Below are 21,929 nucleotides of genomic sequence, written 5' to 3'. Positions count from 1 at the left end.
GAAGATCCGGCGGACCCTTGTCGTCAGTGCTCCGCGACGGCGGCCCCGGCCTCGGTTCCCTCGTTGCGCAGCGCCACGAAGACGACGACGGCGAGCGTCGCGATCAGCGCCGCCGTCACCATCAGGACCGAGGCATGGGCGCTGGCGAAGGCGATCCGCGCCGTCTGGGCGATCGCCTCGCCCTCCGCGCCGCCGATCTTCTGCGCCACCACCATCGCCTCGCCGATCGAGTGGGCGGCGACGCCCGCCTCCCCCGTCAGGCCGAGACCGAAATTGTTGCGATAGATCGCGCTGAGCAGCACGCCGAAGAAGGTGATGCCGAGACCGGCGCCGAGCTCGTAGCCGGTGGCCTCGAGCGATCCGGCGGCCCCCGCCTTTTCGACCGGCGCGGCGCCCATGATGGCGGCCGACGACGCCAGCAGGCCGACGCCCAGCGCGAAACCGAGCAGCGCCATCAGGCAGGCAATGGCCACGTCGTCGCCGCCAATGTTCGACTGGCTGATGCCGAACAAGGCCAGGGACGCGGCGGCGAGACCGACCGTGCCGAGCCAGCGCAGGCCGAAGCGGCCGGCGAGCTTGCCGGCGATCGGCCCCGCGATCGCCGAGGCGACGACGAGCGGCATCATGAACAGGCCGGCCTGCAGCGGCGTCCGGCCATAGACATATTGCAGCTCCTGCGCCAGCAGCAGCTCGAAACCGGCGAGTGAGCCGGACGCGATGAAGGCCATCAGCATGCCGACCGAGATGGCCGGCTTGCGGAACAGGGACAGGTCGAGAAGCGGCTCGGCGGCGACGATCTGCAGCCGGGCGAACCAGGCGATCAGGGCGAGCCCGAGCGCAAGCACGCCGAAGACAAAGACCGACGGTCCCGCCTTGAAGCCCGTCTTCACCGCATAGACCGTCGCGATCAGGCCGGCGATCAGCAGCAGCGCATGACCGATCTTCCAGCTGCCCAGCGCCGCGACGGGCCGGTTCGGGATGAGCAGGAACACCACCGGCAGCACCACCAGCATGATCGGCACGTTGATGAGGAACACCGATCCCCACCAGAAATGCTCGAGCAGGAAGCCGCCCGTCAGCGGGCCGATGGCAGCGCCTGCCGAAGCGACCGTGCTCCAGACGCCGAGCGCGAGCGCCCTTTCCTTCGGGTCTTCGAAGGTCTGACGGATGAGCGCCAGCACGCTCGGAATGATCATCGACGAGCCGACGGCGAGCAGCACGCGCGAAAGGATCAGCATCATCGCGGTCGGCGAAAAGGCGGCCGAGATCGAGGCGAGGCCGAAGATCGAGAGACCGATCAGCATCAGCCGACGATGGCCGACCCGGTCGCCGAGCGTTCCCATCGGCACCAGCAGCCCCGCCATGATCAGCGGATAGATGTCGATGATCCAGAGGATTTCCGTGCCGCTCGCGCCGAGCGCGACGGTGAGCGTGGGAACGGCGATATGCAGGATCGTCATGTCGACGACCACCGGCAGGAACGCCAGGATCACGGCGGTCAGGACCAGCCAGCGATTGCGAGGCGCGATTGTCATGGTCTTCTCCTTTCCGCGCCGGATGGATTGCCGGGGCGGGGGCGGAGATATATATCCGTCCAGACGGTATTAAAAGAGAAAAGCCATGGGCAGACGTCCAACCATCGATCGCGAAGCGCTGCTCGACGCCGCCGACCGGGTGATCGCCACGACCGGCGTCATCAACCTGACGATCGACGCCGTGGCCCGCGAGGCGGGCGTCAGCAAGGGCGGCGTGCTCTATTCCTTCGGCACCAAGGACGCGCTGATCGAGGCGATGCTGGAGCGGGCCGAAGCCTCCTATGAGGGGCTGGTCGGCGCGTATCTGGAAAACCATGCCGACGAGCCGTTCGCCCACGCCTCGGCGCATATCGACGCCAACCATCGCGAGGACAGGCTGGCGAGCATCCGCGCCAGCGCCCTGCTCGCAAGCCTCGTTCGCTCGCCCGCCTATCAGATCCAGATCCAGGGCTATTACGAGGAGTTGTTCGGGCGGATCGACATCTCGACGGAAGCGGGGCGCAGGGCGCTGACCGCGATCCTGGCGTCGGAAGGCGCCTTCCTGCTGCGCGGCCTCGGCCTGATCGACATCGAGAATGACGCCTGGGACGCCATCTTCGCGGATATCCAGGCGATCGTGCCAGGCTGAAAGCTAAAGGGCCCGCGCGCTGGCGGACCCTTTTTCATCGTCGGGGCATCACTCGGTGGAGACGCCGCTCTGCTCTTCCTCGAAGGTCACCGCGACGTCGGCATTGGCGGAAAGCCGCACCCTGCCGTTCTCGATATCCGCAACCAGCGCCAGCGGAATGAAATGGTGATGGCCGGCATGCGAACCCTCGCCGCTGTCGCGCTTGGTCAGCTTGATCCGATCGCCCTCGACCCCGTCGACCGTGCCGACATGGACACCATCGGCTCCGATGACGTCCGCATGTTCCTTGATCCGTGCTGCATCGAACATTCCGCATCTCCTTGGGTTGACCCATGACAACGCGGAAGTCGGCGTCTGGATGCGGCCGCCGATCGGGTTTCGCCGGCAAGCCTGCCGCCGCCCCTCTTTACCCTGCCGGCCCCTTCCCTTATTTCGTGCCTCCCTTTCGCGTTTCGGTAGCCAGCATGTATCAAATTCGCCCTTCCCGCCCCGACGACCTCGACCGGATGTACGAGATCTGGCTCGGCGCCGTGCAGGCGACGCACCACTTCCTGACCGAGGCGGACATCGCCTCGATCGGCGTCATGGTGCGCGGCGCCTATCTGCCGAACGCGGCCTTTTCGGTCGTCGTCGACGCCTCCGATCGCCCGCTCGCCTTCCTCGGCATGACGGAGGCGAAGATCGATTCGCTGTTCGTCGACCCGGCCGAGCACGGCAAGGGCATCGGGCGGCTGCTCATCCAGCACGCCCGAAAGTCGGCGCCGGTGCTGACCGTCGACGTCAACGAGCAGAACCCGGGCGGCTGCGCCTTCTATCAGCGCCTCGGCTTCGTGGTCACCGGCCGCTCCGAGCTGGACGACGAAGGCCGCCCCTTCCCCCTGCTCCACCTGAAGCTGGAGCAGGACTAAAGCCAAGCCGGCCGGCGCCCGATCGGGCCGGCCGGCGAAGCGCTCAGTCCCAGGCGGGCGCCAGGCCCGGCGGGCTGACGCGCCGGCCATCGGCGCGGGCGAGACCGGCGATCTCCGCCATCTCGTCTTCCGCCAGCTCGAAATCGAACACCGCGATGTTCTCGGCGACGCGCTCCGGCTTCGCCGTCTTGGAGAGCGCGACGAAACCCTGCTGCAGCAGCCAGCGCAATCCGACCTGCGCCGCGCTCTTGCCGTATCTCTGGCCGATCGCGGCAAGCAGCGGATCCTGCGGCACCGCGCCGTCCGCCATGCCGAAATAGGCCGTCACCGAGACGCCGTCGGCCTTGGCTGCCGCCGCGACGGCACGCTGGTCGAGATAGGGATGCGCCTCGATCTGGTTGGTGACGATCGGCGCGGCGCTCAGGGCGAGCGCCTCGCGCATCTGCGCGATGTTCTGGTTGCTGACGCCGACATGCAGCGTCTTGCCGGCCGATTTCACCGCGTTGAGCATGGCAATCTGCTCGGCGACGGGGACGGCGTCGCCGGGCCAGTGCAGCAGAAGCAGGTCGACGCGATCGACCCGCAGCCTGTCGAGGCTCTCCTCGACCGAGGCCATGAAGCGATCCGGGTGATAGTTGTCGACCCACACCTTGGTGGTCAGGAAGAGATCGTCGCGACGCGCGCCGGCTACGGCAAGCGCGCGACCGAGCGCGGCTTCGTTCTGATAGATCTGCGCCGTGTCGAAATGGCGAAACCCGGCCTCGAGCGCTGCCGGGACGACCCGCTCGACCTCGTCATCCGACATCCGGAACACGCCGAACCCTAGCGCCGGGATCGACGCGCCATGCGCCTTCACAGTCTGCATCATCAAACTCCTGGAGGAGAGCGACGCGGCGCCGCCCTTGCCGTGGTGGCGGCAGCGACACGTTTGCCGCCGTTTCCGCATGGCGAGGAGATAACGGCCGCATTGGCGCTTGATAATTCGCTGGTGGGCCACACAATCTGTGAAACCAATTCACCGATCGGATCGCCCAATGGACAATCGCGCCGGCGAAATGCAGGTGTTCCTGCGCGTCGTGGAGGCCGGGAATTTCTCGGCCGCCGCCAGCCAGATGCGCATGACGCCCTCGACCGTGAGCAAGCTGATCTCGCGCATCGAGGCGCGGCTCGGCGTCCGCCTGCTGGAGCGGTCGACGCGGCGGCTGTCGCTGACGGCCGAGGGCCAGCTCTATTACGAGCGCAGCCTGGCGCTGCTCGCCGAGCTCGACGAAGTGGAGCGCGAGCTCTCGCAGGGAGCGGCCTGCGCCGGCGGCACGGTGCGGGTCAACGCCTCGGTCGCCTTCGGCATCTACGGCGTCGAGCCGACGCTCACCGGCTTCTGGCAGGCCTATCCCAACATCCGGGTCGACCTGTCGCTATCCGACGAGATGGTCGATCTCTATCTCGACCGCACCGACGTCGCCTTTCGCGTCGGCACCTTGCAGGATTCCAGCATGCGGGCCCGGCGGATCGGCGTCGCGCGGCGCAAGATCGTCGCCTCGCCCGCCTATCTCAAGCAGTTCGGCACGCCGCGCTCGGTCGACGATCTCGCCCGGCACAATTGCCTCGGCTTCAACTTTCGCCGCGCCGTGCCGGTCTGGCCGCTGCGCGAGGGCAACCGCACGGTCGACCGCGCCGTCACCGGCTCGCTCCTCACCAACAATGGCGAAACCATGCGAAGGGCAGCGGTCGCCGGCGTCGGGCTCGCCCGCCTCGGCGATTATCACGTGCGCGCCGATCTCGCCGAGGGGCGTCTCGTCGAGGTGCTTGCCGAGACCGTCGGCGACGAGGAGGAGATCCACGCCCTCTTCCTCGGCGGCGAGCGCATGCCGCACCGGGTGCGCGCCTTCCTCGATTTCACCGTGCCCCTGCTGCAGGCCTTCCTGCGGCAGCCGTGATGGCGGAGAGCCGGTCGATCAGGTCAGGTCGCTGCCGATCGCGATTGCCGTCGTCATGGCGATGTTGCGAACCTTGTCCTCATATTCGGCATCCTGGCCGACCAGGAACGGAATGCTGATCGCGGCGACCACCTGGCCCGACAGATTGACGATCGGCGCGCCATAGGCGTTGACCGACACGGCGAATTCGCCGCCGTCGCGCGACCAGCCGCGCGCCCTGACCAGCGCGAGCTCGGCCCGGAGCGCCTCCGGATCGACGAAGGTCAGGACGGTGTAGCGCTTGAGCTCGTGCGACAGCACCGCCTCGATCTCCGCCTCCGGCTGGTGGGCGAGCAGGACCTTGCTGCCGGCGCCGGCATGGATGGGCAGGTGCTGGCCGATGGCGGCATGCAGGGCATAGGGATTGTGGCCGGTGGCGGCGGCGATCACGAGCACGAAGCCACGATCATAGACGGAGACCTTGCAGCTCTCGCCAAACGTCGCCGCGAGGCGGTCGAGATGCGGCTGCGCCTTCTCCGCGATCTCGCGGCTGACCGGCGTCGAGGTGACCCCGTCGGCGAGCGACAGCAGCCGGGCGCCGAGGACATATTGGGCGCGGTCGACCTGGCGCACCATGTCGTGCGCCTCGAGCGAATTCAGGATCCGGTACACGGTCGAGCGCGTCACGCCGGTCCGCTCCGCCAGCCGCTTCAGGCTGAGGCCGGACGGGGTTTTCTCAAGCTCGGTCAGGATCGCCATCATCCGCTCGATGGCCGGATTGCGATTTTGCAGCCCCTCCTCGTCATCAGACACGTTGACACCTCCCGGCTTCTTTGCCACGGTTACAATATGAACGAGTAAAATTCAAATAATAAACTCGTCAATAGCCTGCCCGAAACGCGGCAGCAAGTCGGTTGAGGAAACGCCATGTCAATTCAGGCCACGCCAATTCACGCCCGAGTTCCGTCCTGTCCGTCGAAGGGCCGCGCGACATGAGGGTCGCGACGCGCCGGACCGGCCTCGCCGCTACCGTCACCCTCGGCGACATGAACGGACTGAGGGAGGGCGTCGATGCGACCGGCCGCAGCTGAGGCGGCCCGGCTGCCCAAAGGTTTCACCGCGCCCCCCGTTCCCCGCCGCAATCCGACGCGGCGACCGGACTGGCTGGTCGCCTACACGTTTCTCGCGCCGGCGGCCGCCGTCTTCGCCGCCTTCATCGCCTATCCGCTCGTTGACGGCGTCACGACGTCGTTCACCGACCAGATGGTCGCCAAGGCCGGCTCCTACGTCGGGCTGGCCAATTTCACCAAGCTGCTCAGCGATCCGCACTATCTGCGCGCCGCCTTCAACTCGCTGGTGCTGACGGTGGGCGTCGTCGCCGTGAAGCTGGTGATCGGCCTCGTCTGCGCGGTGCTGCTGGCGCAGAAGATGCCGGCGCGCGGGCTGGTCCGCGCCCTGGTCTTCCTGCCCTGGGCAGTTCCCGGTCTGATCGCCGGCCTGTCGTGGAAATGGATCTTCGACGAGCAGGCGGGCGTGCTCAGCTATCTGGTGCTGGCGCTCGGCCTGTCGGACCAGCCGATCTACTGGCTGTCCGATCCGCGGATCGCCATGCTCTCGATCGGCACCGCCATGGTCTGGCACGGCCTCCCCTTCTTCACCATGATGTTCCTCGCCGCGCTGACCGCCATTCCGAGCGATCTGAACGAGGCCGCCGCCATCGACGGCGCCGGCCCGCTCCGGCGCTTCTTCTCGGTGACGCTGCCGCAGATGAAGGAAGTCATCTTCGTCACGGTGATGCTGTCGACGATCTGGACGTTCAACTCGTTCCACATGGTGTTCATCCTGACCGGCGGCGGCCCGGCGATGCGCACGCACATCCTGCCGACGCTCGCCTACGAATACGGCATCACCCAGAGCCAGCTCGGGCTCGGCGCCGCCGTCCTCGTCTCGGTGATCCCCGTCTTCGTCATCCTGATCGTGCTGCTGACGCGCCGCATGCTGTCGTCGAAAGAATAGGAGCCGGACATGGTCAAGAGCACGACAGAACTTCTGGTCGGCCGCATCCTCACGGCGATCGGCATCGTCATCGCCCTGTTCTGGTCGCTGGCGCCGATCTACTGGATCGTCGTCACCTCGCTGAAGACATCCCGCGAGATCTACGCGGTTCCGCCGACCCTGCTGCCGGCGCGCCCGACGCTCGCGAACTTCAACACCGCGCTGTTCAACTCGAAATTCCCGCAATTCGTGCTGAACAGCGCCACCGTCGCCATCTCGGTGACGCTGATCTCAGCGGTGATCGGCGCGCTCGCCGCCTATCCGATCGCCCGCATGCGCTTCAAGGGCCGGGGTGCCGCGGCGCGCGCCATCGTCATGGCCTATCTGCTGCCGCCGTCGCTCTTGTTCATCCCGCTGTTCCTGGTGCTGCAGAACATGGGGCTGATCAACACCAAGACGGGTCTCGTCGTCGCCTACCTGACCTTCACCGTGCCGTTCTGCACGTGGATGCTGATCGGCTACTTCCGCACCATCCCGCGCGAGCTGGACGAGGCGGCGACGGTGGACGGCGCGACGCGGCTGCAGACGCTCCTGAAGGTGATCCTGCCGATCGCCAAGCCCGGCCTCGCCGTGGTGGCGCTCTTCGCCTTCACCCATGCCTGGAACGAGTTCCTGTACGCGCTGGTCTTCGTCCATTCGAACGACACCAAGACGCTGACCGCCGGCCTGACCGGCCTGATCATGGGCGACACCTTCATCTGGGGCCAGCTGATGGCGAGTTCCGTCATCGCGATCGTGCCGATTCTGATCATCTACATCGTCGCGCAGCGCTACATCGTCGAGGGCCTGGCCGCCGGCAGCGTCAAGGGCTAGCGCGCCCGGGAAGACCAACAAACACAAAGTTCAACGACCAAAAAGGAGGAGGAAACCATGAAGAAACTCGCCATGACCCTGCTGGTCTCGGCCGCAGCCCTGCTGCCGTTCCAGGCACAGGCAGCCGACCTGACGATCTGGGGATTGCAGGCCTTCAACCAGCAGGCAGACGACCTGATCACCGAGATGGCCGTGCAGTTCGGCAAGGAGCGCGGCATCGACGTCGAATATGTCGTCGTCCCCGGCAACGCCATGACCGAGCGCCTCGCCGCGGCCTTGCAGGCCGGCGCGCCGCCCGACGTGTTCATGCAGGTCGGCCCGCAGGCGCAGTATTACGCCAAGCTCGGCGTCACCCTGCCGCTCGACGACATCCTGGAGACGATGCGGGCCGTGCCGGGCGGCATCTACGAGAGCACCGTCTCGCAGGTGATGTATGACGGCAAGGCGCACGCCCTGCCGCTCGAGGTCGACGTGGTGCCGATGTTCGCCCGCACCGATCTGCTCAAGGAAGTCGGCCTGGAAGTGCCGAAGACGCTGGACGAGCTGCGCACGGCCTCGCAGGCGATCCTGAAGGCCAATCCGGGCATCACCGCCTTCGGCATGACGCTGTCCTCGGCCAACGACGCCGAATCCTTCGCGCGGATGATCGTCTTGTCCTATGGCGGCCAGATGTTCGACGAGACCGGCAAGACGATCACCTGGAACTCGCCGGAGACGGTGGCCGCCTACCAGTACATCGCCGACATGTTCGCCGAGGGCACGATCCCGCGCTCGACGCTGACCTGGGACGACGCCGGCAACAACACCGCCTACCAGACGGGCCGCACCGCCTTCACCATCAATCCGCCCAGCATCTACCAGTGGATGGTGCAGAACGACGAGGACCTGCTCGCCAACACGGCGATGATCGCCATTCCGGCGGGCCCCGGCGAGAAGGGCCGCTCGGCCAACATGATCTCGTCCTTCTCCTGGCTTGTCAGCAAGGACACCAAGCGTCCCGACGACGCCAAGGCGTGGCTGAACCACTTCTTCGAGCCGGCTCGCTACGAGCAGATCATCGCCACGGTCGGCGGCCGCTGGGTGCCGATCTACCCGGAGCAGACGAAGACCATGCCGCTGTTCAAGGACACGCCGGCCTTCGCCAATTTCGACGAAATGGCCCGCAACGGCCTGGTCGACGGCCATGCCGGCCCGCCGTCCGCGACCGCCGCCGCCATCTTCAACGCCAAGATCGTCACCCAGTCGCTGCAGCGCGTGCTGGTCGACGGCGAGAGCCCGGAGAAGGCCGTCGCCTGGGCGCAGGCTGAAATGGAACGTCTGGCCGCCGCGCAGTGAGGCAAGGCCCGGCCCGGGCTTCCCGGGCCGGGTCTCCCGCCGGCGCACAGGCTCCCCTACCCGCGCCCGAGCGCGCAACCTGGAAACACGAGATGACCCACACACCCGACATCAAGAGACCGCCGCGCGCCCTGGTCGACGCCCTCGCCAAGGTCGGCAGCGCCACGGCGGCGGGCGAACTGCACCTGATGGGGATCCGCGACCCGCAGATCCGCGGTCCCCTGCCCTATACCAAGGGCCGCAGCATCGCCGGCCCGGCGCTGACGCTGCAGTTCATGCCGAAGCGCGAGGACCTTTACGGCGCCAGCGAATATGACGACCCGGAAAAGCAGCTGCACCGGCACGTGCTCTATCACGCGCAGGCCGGCGACGTCGTCGTGGTCGACGCGCGCGGCGACATGGCGAGCGGCGTGTTCGGCGAGATGATGCTGACCTATTTCGCCGGCCGCGGCGGCGCCGGCGTGATCATCGACGGCTGCATCCGCGACTCGGCCGAGGCGATGAAGCTCGATCTCGGCTACTGGATCCGCGGCACGACGCCGAACTTCCACACCCAGACCGGCATCATTCCCTTCGGCGTCAACGTGCCGATCGCCTGCGGCAACGCGCTGGTGATCCCGGGCGACATCATCATCGCCGACGATGACGGCGTCGTGGTCGTGCCGATCGCCATGGCCGAGGAGCTGCTGGAGCGCGCCAGCAAGCACACGGAGTGGGAAGAGTTCTCGAAGCTCAAGCTTTCCGAGGGCGCGGACCTGCGCAAATACTACCCGCTGACGCCGGCGGCCGAAGAGGAATACCAGGCCTGGCGCCGCGAGCACGACAAGAAGCACGCGGCGACCTGACACTGCTCCGGACCGGTCCAGGACCGGAGCACGGCACGGCAAGGCGCGGGAGCAACCCTCCACTCTCCGCCTTGCCGATGCTCTTCTTGGCCGTGCCGGTGCCCTTCTTGGCCTTGCCGGTGCTGTTCGCCGCTCAGCCCGGCCGACCGCGCGAGCCGGCGATCGCCGCCAGCCAGACGACGACCGCCTCGGCGCCGGGATCCGGAACGCCGACCGCGCGCTCGCCCAGATAGCTGGAGCGGCCACGCCGCGAGGCGATCGCAGCGGTCGCAGCACTTCCCTCACGCGCCGCCGCGATGGCGTGGCCGAGAACCTCCGAGCCACCATAGGCGGAAGCCGCCGACAGCACCTCCGCCGCCGGCAGCAGGGCGTCGAGCATGGTGCGGTCGCCGACCTTGGCGTCGCCGAGCCGCGCGATCGCCGCCGAGCCGGCCGCGAACGCCCTCGCCCAATCGGCGAAACCGGGCGTTGGAACGCCCTCGAGTTCGGAGGCGGCGCGCAGCAATCCAGCCGCATAGAGCGCGCCGGAGGTGCCGCCGACGGTCTTGCGCAGGCTGGCCGACAACGCGCGGAGCACGGCAGCGGCGCGCTTGTCCGGATAGGCGTCGATCTCCTTCAGGATCGCCTCGGCGCCGCGCGCCAGATTGAGCCCGAGATCGCCGTCGCCGACCTGCTGGTCGAGGTCCGTCAGCCGCGCCTCGTCGGCGATCAGCGCCTCGGCCGCCGCGCGCACAGCGACGGCAAGTCGCGGGTCGCCCTCCCCCGCTTCCGGCGCGCCGGGCGCCACCGCCGCCTGCGAAATCAACTTCGGCCCGTCGCCGATCGGACCGGCGCCGCGACCGGGCCAGGCCGGGGCGGACGCCGGCGCGTCGAGACGGGCGAGCAGCGCCGCGTCGACCTTCATCGCCGAGAGCGAGCAGCCGGCCATCTCCAGCGCGGTCAGGAAGGTGCCGGCCCAGAGACGGTCGATCGTCACGCCGAAGCGCGCCGCCACGCGGGCGACGTCGGCGACGACGATCTGCATCTCCATCACCGGCGTGCCGCCGAGATTGTTGACGAGGAGCGCGACGCGGTCGCCCTGGCCGATCTTGCGGTCGGCGAAGATGCGGCCGAGCAGGATCTCGACCAGCGCCCGCGACGGCTGCATCGCCGTGCGGCTGACGCCGGCCTCGCCATGAATGCCGAGGCCAAGCTCGATCTCGCCGTCGCCGAGCGTGAAGCCCGGCTTGCCGGCGGCCGGCACGGTGCAGGCGGAAAGGGCGACGCCCATGCTGCCGATCGCTGAAATGGCGCGCTCGGCCTCGGTCTTCACATCGGCGAGCGACAGTCCCTCGGCCGCCGCCGCGCCGGTGATCTTGTGCACGAGCACGGTGCCGGCGATGCCGCGCCGGCCGGCGGTCTCGGCATTCTCGGCCAGCGCCACGTCGTCGGCGACGACCACCATGTCGACCGCGAAGCCCTCGCTGCGGGCGATCTCGGCGGCGAGGCCGAAATTCAGGCGGTCGCCGGTATAGTTCTTGACGATGAGCAGCGCGCCGGCCGGGCCGGTCGCGGCGCGGATCGCCGCCAGCACGGCGTCCGTCGACGGCGAGGTGAAGACGTCGCCGCAAACGGCGGCGGTCAAAAGCCCCTCGCCGATATAGCCGGCATGCGCCGGTTCATGTCCGGAGCCGCCGCCCGAGATCAGCGCGACGCGGCCGCTCGCCTTGAACGCCTCGATATCGGCGCGGAGCACGACCCGCTCGCCTTCGAGCAGCGCGAGACCGGGATTGGCGATCGCCAGGCCGGCGATCATCTCGTCGACGACGTCGGCCGTCGCGTTGATCAGCTTCTTCATCGCATTCCTCCCGTCGGCCCCTGTCGAGCCGCATGCTGTCGGCATCGTTCGCGGGCCGCCGCGCAATCGGTGCGCGGCGGCCCGGAGGCGGGAGAAGCGCCTACCAGCGCTGGTGGACGTGCGGCTTGATCAGCCGGTCGTAGATCTCGGAGATCCGGGCCAGCGTCTCGGGAGCGATGGCCGCCCCGTCGCTCGCGGCGGCGTTGGACTGCGCCTGCGCCTCGTTGCGGGCGCCGGGGATGACGACCGAGACGGCCGGCTGCTGCAGGATCCAGCGGAGCGCGAAGGTCGACATCGCGACGCCTTCCGGCACCAGCGGACGCAGCTCGTCGACCGCTTCCAGCGCCACCTCGAACGGCACGCCGGCGAAGGTCTCGCCGACATCGAACTGCTCGCCGTGGCGGTTGAAGTTGCGATGGTCGTCGGCGCGGAAGGCGGTGTCGCGGGTGATCTTGCCGGAGAGCAGGCCCGAGGCGAGCGGCACGCGGACGATGATGCCGACATTCTTCTTCGCGGCTTCCGTGAAGAACAGCTCCTGCGGCCGCTGGCGGAAGATGTTGTAGATGATCTGGACGGTGGCGACGTTCGGATACTGGATCGCCTTCAGCCCTTCCTCGACTTTCTCGACCGAAACGCCGTAGTGGCGAATCTTGCCCTTGGCGACAAGGCCGTCGAGCTCACCGAAGAAATCCGGCTCGTAATAGACCTCGGTCGGCGGGCAGTGCAGCTGCACCAGATCGAGCGTGTCGGTCTGCAGGTTCTTGAGGCTGCGATCGATGAAGGCCTCGATGTTGGCGCCGGTATAACCCTCAGCGACATGCGGGCTCAGACGACGTCCCGCCTTGGTGGCGACGAACGGGCGGAGGCCGCCGCGCTCCTTCAGCACCTCGGCGATGATCTTTTCCGAGCGGCCGTCGCCATAGACGTCGGCGGTGTCGATGAAGGACACGCCGGCATCGAGCGCCGCGTTCAGCGCCTTCTTGCCGTCGGCCTCGCTGACGTCGCCCCAGGCGCCGCCGATCTGCCAGGCGCCAAAACCGATCTCCGAAATCGTGGCGCCGGTGCGCCCGAGCTGACGGTTCTTCATGTGGTCATCTTTCTTCGTGTCCGCGCGGCGACCCGATGGATCGCCTGTCCCTTCGCACCGCGAAGCCTCGAGGCTCCCAGGGGGCCGCCGCCGGAGAAGGGGCGGCCGGTCGGCGCCCGCCTACCCTCGCGCGACTTGAGGCAGGAAGCAAATGCAATGCAGGCCGGCGTGAGCCGGCCTGCGATATCGCTGTGCGGAACCCCGCCGCGAGGCGGGGCCGGTCGAAAGCGTCAGTTCTTGACCGGGAAGAACCAGAGATTGCGGTCGGTGTAGCCGAACTCCTTGAGGATTTCCGACATGGTGCCATCGGCGCGGATTTCGGCGAGCGCGCGCGAGATGGCGCTGTTCAGGTCGACGTCGTCCTTGCGGAGCGCGTAGCGGGCATAGCCATATTCTTCCGGAAGCGGCTTGTAGTCGGCGACCAGCTCCATGGCGGCGTCGGGATGCTTCTTCAGGAACTGGCCGACCTTGATGTCGTCTTCCATGCCGACGTCGAGGCGGCCGGCGATGATGTCGGAGAACTCGGCCTCGTTGCTGGTATAGAGCTTGAGTTCCTTCAGGTCGGTGCGCTTCTCGAGCAGGCCGTGGTTGACCGAGCCGCGCAGCGTGCCGACGGTCTTGCCGGCGAAGTCGTCCCAGCTGTGGATGTTGTGCGGGTTGCCCTTCGCCACCGTCACGCCCGAGCCGTACCAGTAGGACGGTCCGGTGAAGGCCAGCACCTTCAGGCGCTTCTCGTTCTCGTGCAGATTGTCGACGATGACGTCGCCGCGGTTGGACAGCAGCGTCGGCACCATGGCGTCGAACGGGATCAGCGACCAGGTCACCTTGTCGATGCCGAGGCGCTTGGTCACTTCGCGGAAGATGCGGACGTCGGTGCCGTCATATTCCTTCGTCTTCTCGTCCAGATAGGTGTTCGGCGGATCGGCGGCGATCAGCAGCGTGATGCCGTTGTCGATGGCGCGCTGATAGGAGCCGTCGCCGCCATGATAGGTGGCATTGCCGACGCCGATGTCGCCGGCCATGGCGACGGAACCCGTCATCATGGTCGCAACCGCGGTCGCGAGAACCAAGCTCTTGAAATTCACGGATGTATCCCCTCGTTGTTATTGCTTGAAGCGCGTTTATCGACCGGCCGCGGCGCCCATTTCCCTGTTGCGCTCGAGGACCGATCGCAGAAAGTCCCTTGTCCGCTCCTGCTGCGGGGCGGCGAAGAGTTCGTGCGGCTTGCCGCTTTCGACGATCCGGCCGTCGGCCATGAAGACGACGCGGTCCGAGACGTCGCGGGCGAAGCCCATCTCATGCGTGACGACGACCATGGTCATGCCTTCGTCGGCGAGCGCGCGCATGACGCGCAGCACCTCGCCGACCAGTTCCGGATCGAGCGCCGAGGTGACCTCGTCGAAGAGGATCGCCTTCGGCCGCATCGCCAGCGCCCTGGCGATCGCCACGCGCTGCTGCTGGCCGCCGGAAAGCTCGTGCGGATAGGCCTGCGCCTTCTGCGCCAGGCCGACCTTTTCGAGCAGCGCCAGCGCGATGTCGGTCGCCTCGCCACGGGAGCGGCCGAGCACGTGGATCGGCGCGACCGTGATGTTCTCGGTGACGGTCAGATGCGGGAACAGGTTGAACGACTGGAACACCATGCCGACCTTGGCGCGGATCGCCTCGATCTGCTTCTCGCTGTCGATGATGAGCTTGCCGTCCTTCTCGTAGCGATAGACCGGCTGGCCCTCGATCGAGATCGTGCCGCTGCTGATCTCCTCCATGTTGTTGATGCAGCGCAGCATGGTCGACTTGCCGGAGCCGGACGGACCGATGACGCAGACCACTTCCGCCCGGTCGACGCTCAGCGAGACGTCCTTCAGGACGTGGTGCGAGCCGTAGCTCTTGTTGATGCTTTCGAGGCGGATCATGACTTGGCGGTCCCTTCGGCGGCTTCGGCCTGGGCGACGTCGGAAACCACGACGGGCGGGCGGCGCGCGCCGATCGCCATGCGCTTCTCCAGGTAGCGGACGAACAGCGCCGCCGGATAGGAGAAGAACAGGTAGATCGCGCCGATGATGGTGAAGACGGTGAAATACTGGAAATTCGTCGACGAGATGATCTGTCCGGTGAAGATCAGTTCGCGCACGGTGACGATGGATACCAGCGACGTATCCTTGAACAGCGAGATGCAATAGTTGCCGAGCGGCGGCACGACGACACGGATCGCCTGCGGCAGGATGATCAGGCGCAGCATCTTGCGGCGCGACATGCCGAGCGCCTTGGCGGCCTCGACCTGGCCATGCGGGATGGCGACGATGCCGGCGCGATACACCTCGGCCAGATAGGCGGAGTAGTTGACCGACAGGCCGATGACGCCGGCCATGAACGGATCGAAGCGGATGCCGAAGGCCGGCAGCACGAAGTAGATGTAGAACAGCTGCAAGAGGCACGGCGTGCCGCGGATCACCTCGATGTAGAACGAGGCGGCGACCCGAAGAATTCGGGAGCGACCGAGCTTTGCCAGCGCCAGCAAGAGGCCGAGCGGCAACGCGATCAACATCACGCAGAACGTCAGCTGCAAGCTGATCGCGGCGCCGCGCATCAAATCGGGGAAATAGTCGCCGATGCCGTCGAAATTGAACAGGTTGATGAATGTCGTCAGCACGGGACGCCTTCCGTATCCGTAGCAGAAGCACAGGGTCGTTCTTGGACCAGACCGGATCCTTCGGCGGCTCCGCCGGAGCGCCGTCAGGTCCAATCCATTTGTTTTGTAGTGCAGAACAATGTTCTGTAATTTGATGCTAGGTTTGCCGCAGACGAATGTCAACGCACCTTTTTCCGGCGCGGAAGGTAAACGCTGCCGCCAGATATTCCGGCACACGCAGGACGGGAATACATGCCTTCGTTCTGAACAAAAGGCATGAAAACGCGGCAACGGAAATGAATCGAGATAAGTCGGAAAGAAACGCGCCGAGCGTCGAAAACCCGGCCCGCCGGCGTCAATTTCACTGTGGAAATAAGTGTTTCACGCCGGAGCGCGCCACATCCCGGCCCGCCCGGCCCCCCGGACGCTCGAGGGCGACGGCGTCTGTGCACAAAGTAGCGTCACCGCCCGCCGCGTCCCGGCAAACCTCGAAATCAGGACGAAAGAGCGCCGGAGATACCGTCCGCGGCGAACGCAACTGATGACCCGCCGCCGCTCCGCCTTCGGAAAAATCGTGCGCCGCGATCGCCCTCGTTCCGGCGCTAGCCCTGCGGCCGCAGCAGCCAGGCCTCGGCGGCGCTCGGGCCGCCCAGCGCCCGCGAAATCAGGTCGGCGTGCTGGACCAGCGGCCCTGCGATCGAGCCGACCGCCTCGAGCGGCAGAAGCTGCTTCAGCGTCGTCACGCTGATGGCGCCGACCGTCTGGCCGTCCCGCCCGAACACGGCGGCAGCGACGCAGATGATGCCCTCGTGGTCTTCCTCGTCGTCGATCGCATAGTGGCGAACGGCGATCTGGTCGAGATCCGCGTTCAGCGCCTCGATCGTGCTCAGCGTCTTCGGCGTCCTCGGCGGATGGCCGACCCGCTCGACGAGCTCCAGCGCGTTGGCGCGCGGCATCGCCGCCAGCAGCACCTTGCCGACACCGGAGCAGTGCGGACGCTCGCGCCGGCCGAGCGCCGCGTTGAAGCGAATGGCGCCCGGGGCGTCGACGCGGCCGATCACCACCGCGAAACCGTCATCCATCATGGCGACGCGGGAGGTCATGCCGATCATCTGCGTCAGGTCTCGCAGGATCGGCAGCGCGATGTCGGCGAGCCCCGTATTGGACACGGCGAGATCGCCGAGGCGCAGCAGCGACAGGCCGAGCCGATAGCGCCGCGTCATGCCCTCGCCGATATCGGTGACGATGCCGCGCGCCCGGAGCGTGACGAGAATTGCATAGGCCGCCGGCTTCGACAGGCCGATATCGCGGGCGAGATCGGTCAGCCGCGCGCCGGCCTGGCCGCTTTCGGCGATCTTGTCGAGCAAATCGAGGGCACGGCCGAGGCTCTGCACCCGGTAGCGTTCGTCGGTCATCGGCAGTCGATCCTTCCGGAGGTGTCCGCCATCGATACGCGGTCACTTCTTTGGCGACAAGAAACATCATTCTTCAATGCGAAACTTCTAGCAGCCGAATTTTATCCGGCCAAGCGCAATCCCGCATGTTCCATCCGTGCAGACGGTCTGTTGACTTGGACGGGGAAAGAGACGACCATCATGTAATACAGAATAGTGTTTTTCAATAAGAAACATACCCAGAGGCGTCCATGGCCGACGAGCCACGCAAATATCGCTCCACCTCCTGGTTCGGCGGAGCGGGCAAGAATGCCTTCATGCACCGGAGCTGGATGAAGAACGAAGGACATCCGCCGGATGTCTTCGACGGCCGGCCGGTGATCGGCATCTGCAATACCTGGTCCGAGCTCACCCCCTGCAACGCGCATCTCCGGACGATCGCCGAGCATGTGAAGCGCGGCGTCTACGAGGCCGGCGGCTTCCCGCTCGAATTCCCGGTAATGTCGCTCGGCGAGAGCAACATGCGCCCGACGGCGATGCTGTTCCGCAACCTCGCCTCGATGGATGTCGAGGAATCGATTCGCTCCAACCCGATCGACGGCGTCATCCTGCTGGTCGGCTGCGACAAGACCACGCCTGCGCTGCTGATGGGCGCTGCCAGCTGCGACCTGCCGACCATCGCCGTCTCCGGCGGGCCGATGCTGAACGGCAATTTCCGCGGCAAGGCGATCGGTTCGGGCACGCATGTCTGGAAGTTCTATGAGGACGTGAAGGCCGGCCGCATGTCGGTCGACGACTTCCTCGCCGCCGAGCAGGGCCAGAGCCGTTCGGCCGGCAGCTGCATGACCATGGGCACCGCCTCGACGATGGCGTCGATGGTCGAGGCGCTCGGCATCGGCATGCCCGACAACGCCGCGATCCCGGCTGTCGATTCCCGCCGCGCCATCCTGGCGCAGGAATCCGGCCGCCGCATCGTGCAGCTGGTACGCGACGACGTGAAGATGTCGAAGATCCTCGTGCGCGAGGCGTTCGAGAACGCCATCCGCGTCAATGGCGCGATCGGCGGCTCGACCAACGCCGTCATCCACCTGATCGCGGTCGCCCGCCGCCTCGGCGTCGACCTGTCGCTCGACGACTGGGACAAGTTCGGCCGCGACGTGCCGACCATCGTCGACTTGATGCCGTCCGGCCGCTACCTGATGGAAGACTTCTATTATGCCGGCGGCCTGCGCGCCGTCATGCGCGTGCTCGACGAGCACGGCCTGCTGCATGGCAGCGCGCCGAGTGTCGCCGGCCCGACCATCGGCGAGATCGTCGCCGATGCGCCCAACTATAATGGCGAGGTCATCCGCTCCTTCGAGGAACCGCTGACGCCGCAGGGCGGCATCGCCGTGCTGCGCGGCAATCTCGCCCCCGGCGGCGCCGTCATCAAGCCGTCGGCGGCGACCGAGGCGCTGATGCAGCATCGCGGCCGCGCCGTCGTCTTCGAGACCATCGAGCACTACTACAAGCGCATCGACGATCCCGATCTCGATATCGACGCCAGCTGCATCATGGTGCTGAAGAACTGCGGCCCGAAGGGCTATCCCGGCATGGCCGAGGTCGGCAACATGCCGCTTCCCGCCAAGCTCCTGCAGCAGGGCGTCACCGACATGGTGCGGATTTCCGACGCGCGCATGAGCGGCACCGCCTACGGCACCGTCGTCTTGCACACCGCGCCGGAAGCCGCCGCCGGCGGCCCGCTCGCGCTGGTGCGCGACGGCGACATGATCGAGCTGGACGTCGCCGGAAGGCGCCTGCATCTCGACGTCTCCGACGCGGAGCTCGAAGCGCGGCGCGCCGAATGGAGCCCGCCGACGCATGAAGGCGTCAACGGCTACCAGAAACTCTTCGTCGAACACGTCCTGCAGGCCGACGAGGGCTGCGACTTCGACTTCCTTCTTGGCAAACGAGAAGCGGGCATCCCCCGCCATTCCCATTGAGGCGCTGATGGAACACGACTTCCCCTTCGCGATATATCCGAGCCTGGACGGCCGCGTCGTCTTCATCACCGGCGGCGGCAGCGGCATCGGCGAAAGCCTGGTCCGCCATTTCTGCGCGCAGGGCTCGATCGTCACCTTCGTCGACATGGCGGAGGAAGCGTCGCGCGCCGTGGTCGAGAGCATCCGCGCCGACGGGCACCGGGCGCCGGACTTCATCCCCTGCGACCTGCGCGACATCGAGGCGCTGCAGGCCGCCATCCGCGCGACGCAGGAGAAGCACGGCGCCATCCGCGTCCTGCTCAACAATGCCGGCAATGACGATCGCCACCGCACCGAAGACGTGACGGTTGCCTATTGGGACGACCGCGTCGCGGTCAACCAGCGCCACCAGTTCTTCGCGGCGCAGGCCGTCAGGCCGATGATGCGGGACGCCGGCGGCGGCTCGATCATCAATTTCGGCTCGATCACCTGGATGGTGGGCGACGCCGATTGCCCGGCCTATGTGACTTCAAAGGCCGCCATCACCGGCCTGACCCGGGCGCTGGCGCGCGAGTTCGGCCCGGAGCGCATCCGCGTCAACTGCATGATCCCGGGCTGGGTCATGACGGAACGCCAGGTGCGCCTCTGGCTGACGCCGGAGGGCGAACGCCAGATCGCCGATCGCCAGTGCCTGCAGGACCGCGTCCAGCCGTCCGACATCGCGCGCATGGCGCTTTTTCTCGCTGCCGACGATAGCCGGATGTGCACGTCGCAGCATTTCATCGTTGACGGGGGTTGGGTCTGATGCACGGCGTAGAACAAGGCCGCACGAGGCTGATTCAGTTCAAGACCGAGGCGGGCGAGCGCAAGGTCGCCGTCGTCGGCGCCGATGGCGAGACGCTGCTGCCGCTCGCGGGCTTCGCCACCACGCACGAGCTGGTGCAGCGCAGCCTGGAGACGGGCACCGGGCTGGAGGCGCTGGTCGCCAACAGCCCGCGCGAGGCGGCGATCGATTATGACACGGTGCTGAAGGCCGGCCGCGTGCTGCCGCCGCTCGACCATCCGGAGCCGGCGCGCTTCCTGATCACCGGCACGGGCCTGACCCATACCGGCAGCGCCACGGCGCGCAACCGCATGCATATGGACACGCACGGGCCGGACGCGGACGAATCCGACTCGATGAAGATCTTCCGCATGGGCCTCGCGGGCGGCAAGCCGGCCGAGGGCGAGATCGGCATCCAGCCGGAATGGTTCTTCAAGGGCGTCGGCACCTGCGTCGTGCCGACCGGCGCGCCGCTGGAACTGCCGGGCTTCGCGCTCGCCGGCGCCGAGGAAGCCGAGATCGTCGGCCTCTATGTCGTCGACGGCAACGGCAAGCCGCGCCGCATCGGATTCACGCTCGGCAACGACTTCTCGGACCATGTCACCGAGGGCAAGAACTACCTCTACCTCGCCCATTCCAAGCTGCGCGAATGCTCGCTCGGGCCGGAGCTGCTGCTTGGCGAGCTGCCGCAGGAAGTCTCGGGCAATGTCCGCGTCATCCGCGACGGCAAGGTGGTCTGGGACGAGGCGTTCCTGTCGGGCGAAAGCCACATGTCGCACTCGATCGCCAATCTCGAGCACTATCACTTCCGCTATCCGATGTTCTGCCGGCCGGGCGACCTGCACGCCTATTTCTTCGGCGCGGACGCGATGAGCTACGCCTCCAACTTCAAGACGGAGGTGAACGACGAGTTCGAGATCGTCTCGCCGACCTTCGGCAAGCCGCTGCGCAACCGCATGACGGCCGGGCCTGAGGAAAAGCGGATCTCCGTCACGCCGCTCTGACGTCGGCGGACCTCTACCAAGAACTGGACTGAACCAAGCAAGAGAGCCCCAGCCGTCACCGCGGCCAAGGGGCTCCACACCACCAGACACCAGCCAGAGGAGAAATGTCGTGATCGGATTCAAACATGTTCTGGGCGCCGCGGCGCTGGCGGCCGGCCTGTGGGCCTCCAGCGCCTCGGCCGAAACCCTGCGCGTCCTCGCCTGGGAAGGCTATGCCGACCCGGACTGGGTGAAGGATTTCACCAAGGAGACCGGCATCGACGTCGATGTCGTCTTCGTCGGCAGCGACGACGAGATCTGGGCCAAGATCAAGGGCAGCGAAGGCAAGGACTTCGACGTCATGGCCGTCAACACGGCCCAGCTGCAGCGCTATATCGACGCCAACCTGGTCAAGCCGTGGGACCTCACCAAGATCCCGAACCAGCAGGAGGCGCTGCCGCGCTTCAAGGACCTTTCCAAGATCAAGGGCATGACCCGCGACGGCAAGGCCTACGGCATTCCGTTCTGCTTCGATTCGATCGGCCTGATCTACGACACCGACAAGGTGAAGCCGGCCCCGACCTCGATGACCGTGCTGTGGGATCCGCAGTACCAGGGCAAGGTGCTGGCCTATGACAATGGCGAGCACAACTTCTCCTTCACCGCGCTCACCGAAGGCATCGAGAACCCGTTCCAGCTCACCGACGAACAGCTCGCCAAGATCAAGGACAAGTTGGTCGATCTGAAGCGCAACACGCTGAGCTTCTACACCACCGCCGACGAGGCGATGCAGATCTACCAGAACAACGACGTCGCGCTGATCTGGGCCAATTACGGCCAGCAGCAGCTGAAGGCGCTGCAGAAGGTCGGCGCCCACGTCGCCTATGTCGCGCCGACGGAGGGCTCGCTGTCCTGGCTCGACAACTGGGCAATGACCAGTGGCGTCAAGGACGAGGCGGCAGCGGCGAAGTGGGTCAACTTCCTGCTCGACAAGAAGATCGGCGCCCAGCTCTCCGAGCGGACCGGCTTCGGCAACACCGTCGTCCCCAGCAGCAATGCCAGCGACGGCGACAAGCTCGTCTGGATCGAGAACGTCGAAGACCCGCTGAAGCGCTCGGACCTCTGGAACGAGATCAAGGCAGCGCCGTAAGCGCTCGCCCGAACGCAGATCCCCGTCCGCGCG

The 21,929-nt window shown here is 66.8% G+C and carries 21 protein-coding genes; 11 read left to right on the top strand and 10 right to left on the bottom strand.

Annotated features, from left to right (window positions below; genetic code table 11):
* Nucleotides 1–23: 23 nt before the first annotated feature.
* Nucleotides 24–1,535: an MFS transporter gene (locus AC6HZP_RS05885; protein WP_497525778.1), complete on the bottom strand. Its 1,512-nt coding sequence runs from the start codon at nt 1,533–1,535 to the stop codon at nt 24–26.
* Nucleotides 1,536–1,620: 85 nt separating this feature from the next.
* On the opposite strand from AC6HZP_RS05885, the gene AC6HZP_RS05880 reads away from it, so the two are divergent.
* The gene (locus AC6HZP_RS05880) at nt 1,621–2,163 is read left to right on the top strand and encodes a TetR/AcrR family transcriptional regulator (RefSeq protein WP_497525777.1); all 543 of its coding nucleotides are present in this window, start codon (nt 1,621–1,623) and stop codon (nt 2,161–2,163) included.
* A 48-nt stretch (nt 2,164–2,211) separates the two neighbouring features.
* Here the strand turns inward: AC6HZP_RS05880 and AC6HZP_RS05875 are convergent, their stop codons facing one another.
* A complete protein-coding gene (locus tag AC6HZP_RS05875; protein WP_201402706.1) occupies nt 2,212–2,472 on the bottom strand; it encodes a DUF2171 domain-containing protein in 261 nt (86 codons plus the stop codon).
* 155 nt (nt 2,473–2,627) lie between these two features.
* Between AC6HZP_RS05875 and AC6HZP_RS05870 the strand changes: the two genes are divergently transcribed.
* A complete protein-coding gene (locus tag AC6HZP_RS05870; RefSeq protein ID WP_497525776.1) occupies nt 2,628–3,071 on the top strand; it encodes an acetyltransferase in 444 nt (147 codons plus the stop codon).
* A 43-nt stretch (nt 3,072–3,114) separates the two neighbouring features.
* On the opposite strand, the gene AC6HZP_RS05865 is transcribed toward AC6HZP_RS05870, so the two are convergent.
* Nucleotides 3,115–3,936 (bottom strand): aldo/keto reductase, encoded by an 822-nt coding sequence (locus tag AC6HZP_RS05865; RefSeq protein ID WP_497526742.1) that lies wholly within the window; start codon nt 3,934–3,936, stop codon nt 3,115–3,117.
* 169 nt (nt 3,937–4,105) lie between these two features.
* Between AC6HZP_RS05865 and AC6HZP_RS05860 the strand changes: the two genes are divergently transcribed.
* Complete coding sequence (locus tag AC6HZP_RS05860) at nt 4,106–5,008, top strand: LysR substrate-binding domain-containing protein (protein WP_497525775.1); 903 nt, start codon at nt 4,106–4,108, stop codon at nt 5,006–5,008.
* 18 nt (nt 5,009–5,026) lie between these two features.
* On the opposite strand, the gene AC6HZP_RS05855 is transcribed toward AC6HZP_RS05860, so the two are convergent.
* Complete coding sequence (locus AC6HZP_RS05855; RefSeq protein ID WP_201402702.1) at nt 5,027–5,800, bottom strand: IclR family transcriptional regulator; 774 nt, start codon at nt 5,798–5,800, stop codon at nt 5,027–5,029.
* Between the two features lie 258 nt (nt 5,801–6,058).
* On the opposite strand from AC6HZP_RS05855, the gene AC6HZP_RS05850 reads away from it, so the two are divergent.
* From AC6HZP_RS05850 to AC6HZP_RS05835, 4 genes are all read left to right on the top strand, one after another.
* Nucleotides 6,059–7,003: a carbohydrate ABC transporter permease gene (locus tag AC6HZP_RS05850; protein ID WP_497525774.1), complete on the top strand. Its 945-nt coding sequence runs from the start codon at nt 6,059–6,061 to the stop codon at nt 7,001–7,003.
* A 9-nt stretch (nt 7,004–7,012) separates the two neighbouring features.
* Nucleotides 7,013–7,855: a carbohydrate ABC transporter permease gene (locus AC6HZP_RS05845; protein ID WP_201402700.1), complete on the top strand. Its 843-nt coding sequence runs from the start codon at nt 7,013–7,015 to the stop codon at nt 7,853–7,855.
* A gap of 57 nt (nt 7,856–7,912) precedes the next feature.
* Nucleotides 7,913–9,190 carry an ABC transporter substrate-binding protein gene (locus tag AC6HZP_RS05840; RefSeq protein ID WP_201402699.1) on the top strand — a complete coding sequence of 426 codons (1,278 nt, stop codon included), beginning with the start codon at nt 7,913–7,915 and terminating at the stop codon, nt 9,188–9,190.
* 92 nt (nt 9,191–9,282) lie between these two features.
* Nucleotides 9,283–10,035: a ribonuclease activity regulator RraA gene (locus tag AC6HZP_RS05835; protein ID WP_201402698.1), complete on the top strand. Its 753-nt coding sequence runs from the start codon at nt 9,283–9,285 to the stop codon at nt 10,033–10,035.
* 133 nt (nt 10,036–10,168) lie between these two features.
* On the opposite strand, the gene dhaL is transcribed toward AC6HZP_RS05835, so the two are convergent.
* The 6 genes from dhaL to AC6HZP_RS05805 all read right to left on the bottom strand — a co-directional run bounded on the left by dhaL (nt 10,169) and on the right by AC6HZP_RS05805 (nt 17,000).
* Nucleotides 10,169–11,872, bottom strand: a complete 1,704-nt coding sequence (gene dhaL / locus AC6HZP_RS05830; protein ID WP_497525773.1) for a dihydroxyacetone kinase subunit DhaL — start codon at nt 11,870–11,872, stop codon at nt 10,169–10,171.
* Nucleotides 11,873–11,972: 100 nt separating this feature from the next.
* Entirely contained in the window at nt 11,973–12,959 is a 987-nt protein-coding gene (locus AC6HZP_RS05825; RefSeq protein WP_497525772.1) for an aldo/keto reductase, read from the bottom strand.
* Nucleotides 12,960–13,189: 230 nt separating this feature from the next.
* The gene (locus AC6HZP_RS05820) at nt 13,190–14,044 is read right to left on the bottom strand and encodes a substrate-binding periplasmic protein (protein WP_201402695.1); all 855 of its coding nucleotides are present in this window, start codon (nt 14,042–14,044) and stop codon (nt 13,190–13,192) included.
* Between the two features lie 36 nt (nt 14,045–14,080).
* Complete coding sequence (gene ehuA, locus AC6HZP_RS05815; protein WP_497525771.1) at nt 14,081–14,869, bottom strand: ectoine/hydroxyectoine ABC transporter ATP-binding protein EhuA; 789 nt, start codon at nt 14,867–14,869, stop codon at nt 14,081–14,083.
* On the bottom strand, nt 14,866–15,606 hold the full coding sequence (locus AC6HZP_RS05810) for an amino acid ABC transporter permease (RefSeq protein WP_201402693.1): 741 nt from the start codon (nt 15,604–15,606) through the stop codon (nt 14,866–14,868). The genes ehuA and AC6HZP_RS05810 overlap by 4 nt, the downstream gene beginning before the upstream one ends.
* Before the next feature lie 581 nt (nt 15,607–16,187).
* Nucleotides 16,188–17,000: an IclR family transcriptional regulator gene (locus AC6HZP_RS05805; RefSeq protein WP_201402692.1), complete on the bottom strand. Its 813-nt coding sequence runs from the start codon at nt 16,998–17,000 to the stop codon at nt 16,188–16,190.
* Between the two features lie 230 nt (nt 17,001–17,230).
* Here AC6HZP_RS05805 and AC6HZP_RS05800 point away from each other — a divergent pair, with 230 nt between their 5' ends.
* The 4 genes from AC6HZP_RS05800 to AC6HZP_RS05785 all read left to right on the top strand — a co-directional run bounded on the left by AC6HZP_RS05800 (nt 17,231) and on the right by AC6HZP_RS05785 (nt 21,896).
* Nucleotides 17,231–18,961 carry an IlvD/Edd family dehydratase gene (locus AC6HZP_RS05800; RefSeq protein WP_201402691.1) on the top strand — a complete coding sequence of 577 codons (1,731 nt, stop codon included), beginning with the start codon at nt 17,231–17,233 and terminating at the stop codon, nt 18,959–18,961.
* Nucleotides 18,962–18,968: 7 nt separating this feature from the next.
* Nucleotides 18,969–19,745 carry an SDR family NAD(P)-dependent oxidoreductase gene (locus AC6HZP_RS05795; RefSeq protein WP_497525770.1) on the top strand — a complete coding sequence of 259 codons (777 nt, stop codon included), beginning with the start codon at nt 18,969–18,971 and terminating at the stop codon, nt 19,743–19,745.
* On the top strand, nt 19,745–20,767 hold the full coding sequence (araD1, locus tag AC6HZP_RS05790; RefSeq protein ID WP_497525769.1) for an AraD1 family protein: 1,023 nt from the start codon (nt 19,745–19,747) through the stop codon (nt 20,765–20,767). The genes AC6HZP_RS05795 and araD1 overlap by 1 nt, the downstream gene beginning before the upstream one ends.
* Nucleotides 20,768–20,876: 109 nt before the next feature.
* Nucleotides 20,877–21,896 carry an ABC transporter substrate-binding protein gene (locus AC6HZP_RS05785; RefSeq protein WP_497525768.1) on the top strand — a complete coding sequence of 340 codons (1,020 nt, stop codon included), beginning with the start codon at nt 20,877–20,879 and terminating at the stop codon, nt 21,894–21,896.
* The last annotated feature ends 33 nt before the right edge of the window (nt 21,897–21,929 follow it).

Source organism: Kaistia sp. SLG-1 (assembly GCF_059699055.1).
Note: the sequence above shows the minus strand (reverse complement) of the source record. Positions and strands in the feature narration are given on the sequence as shown.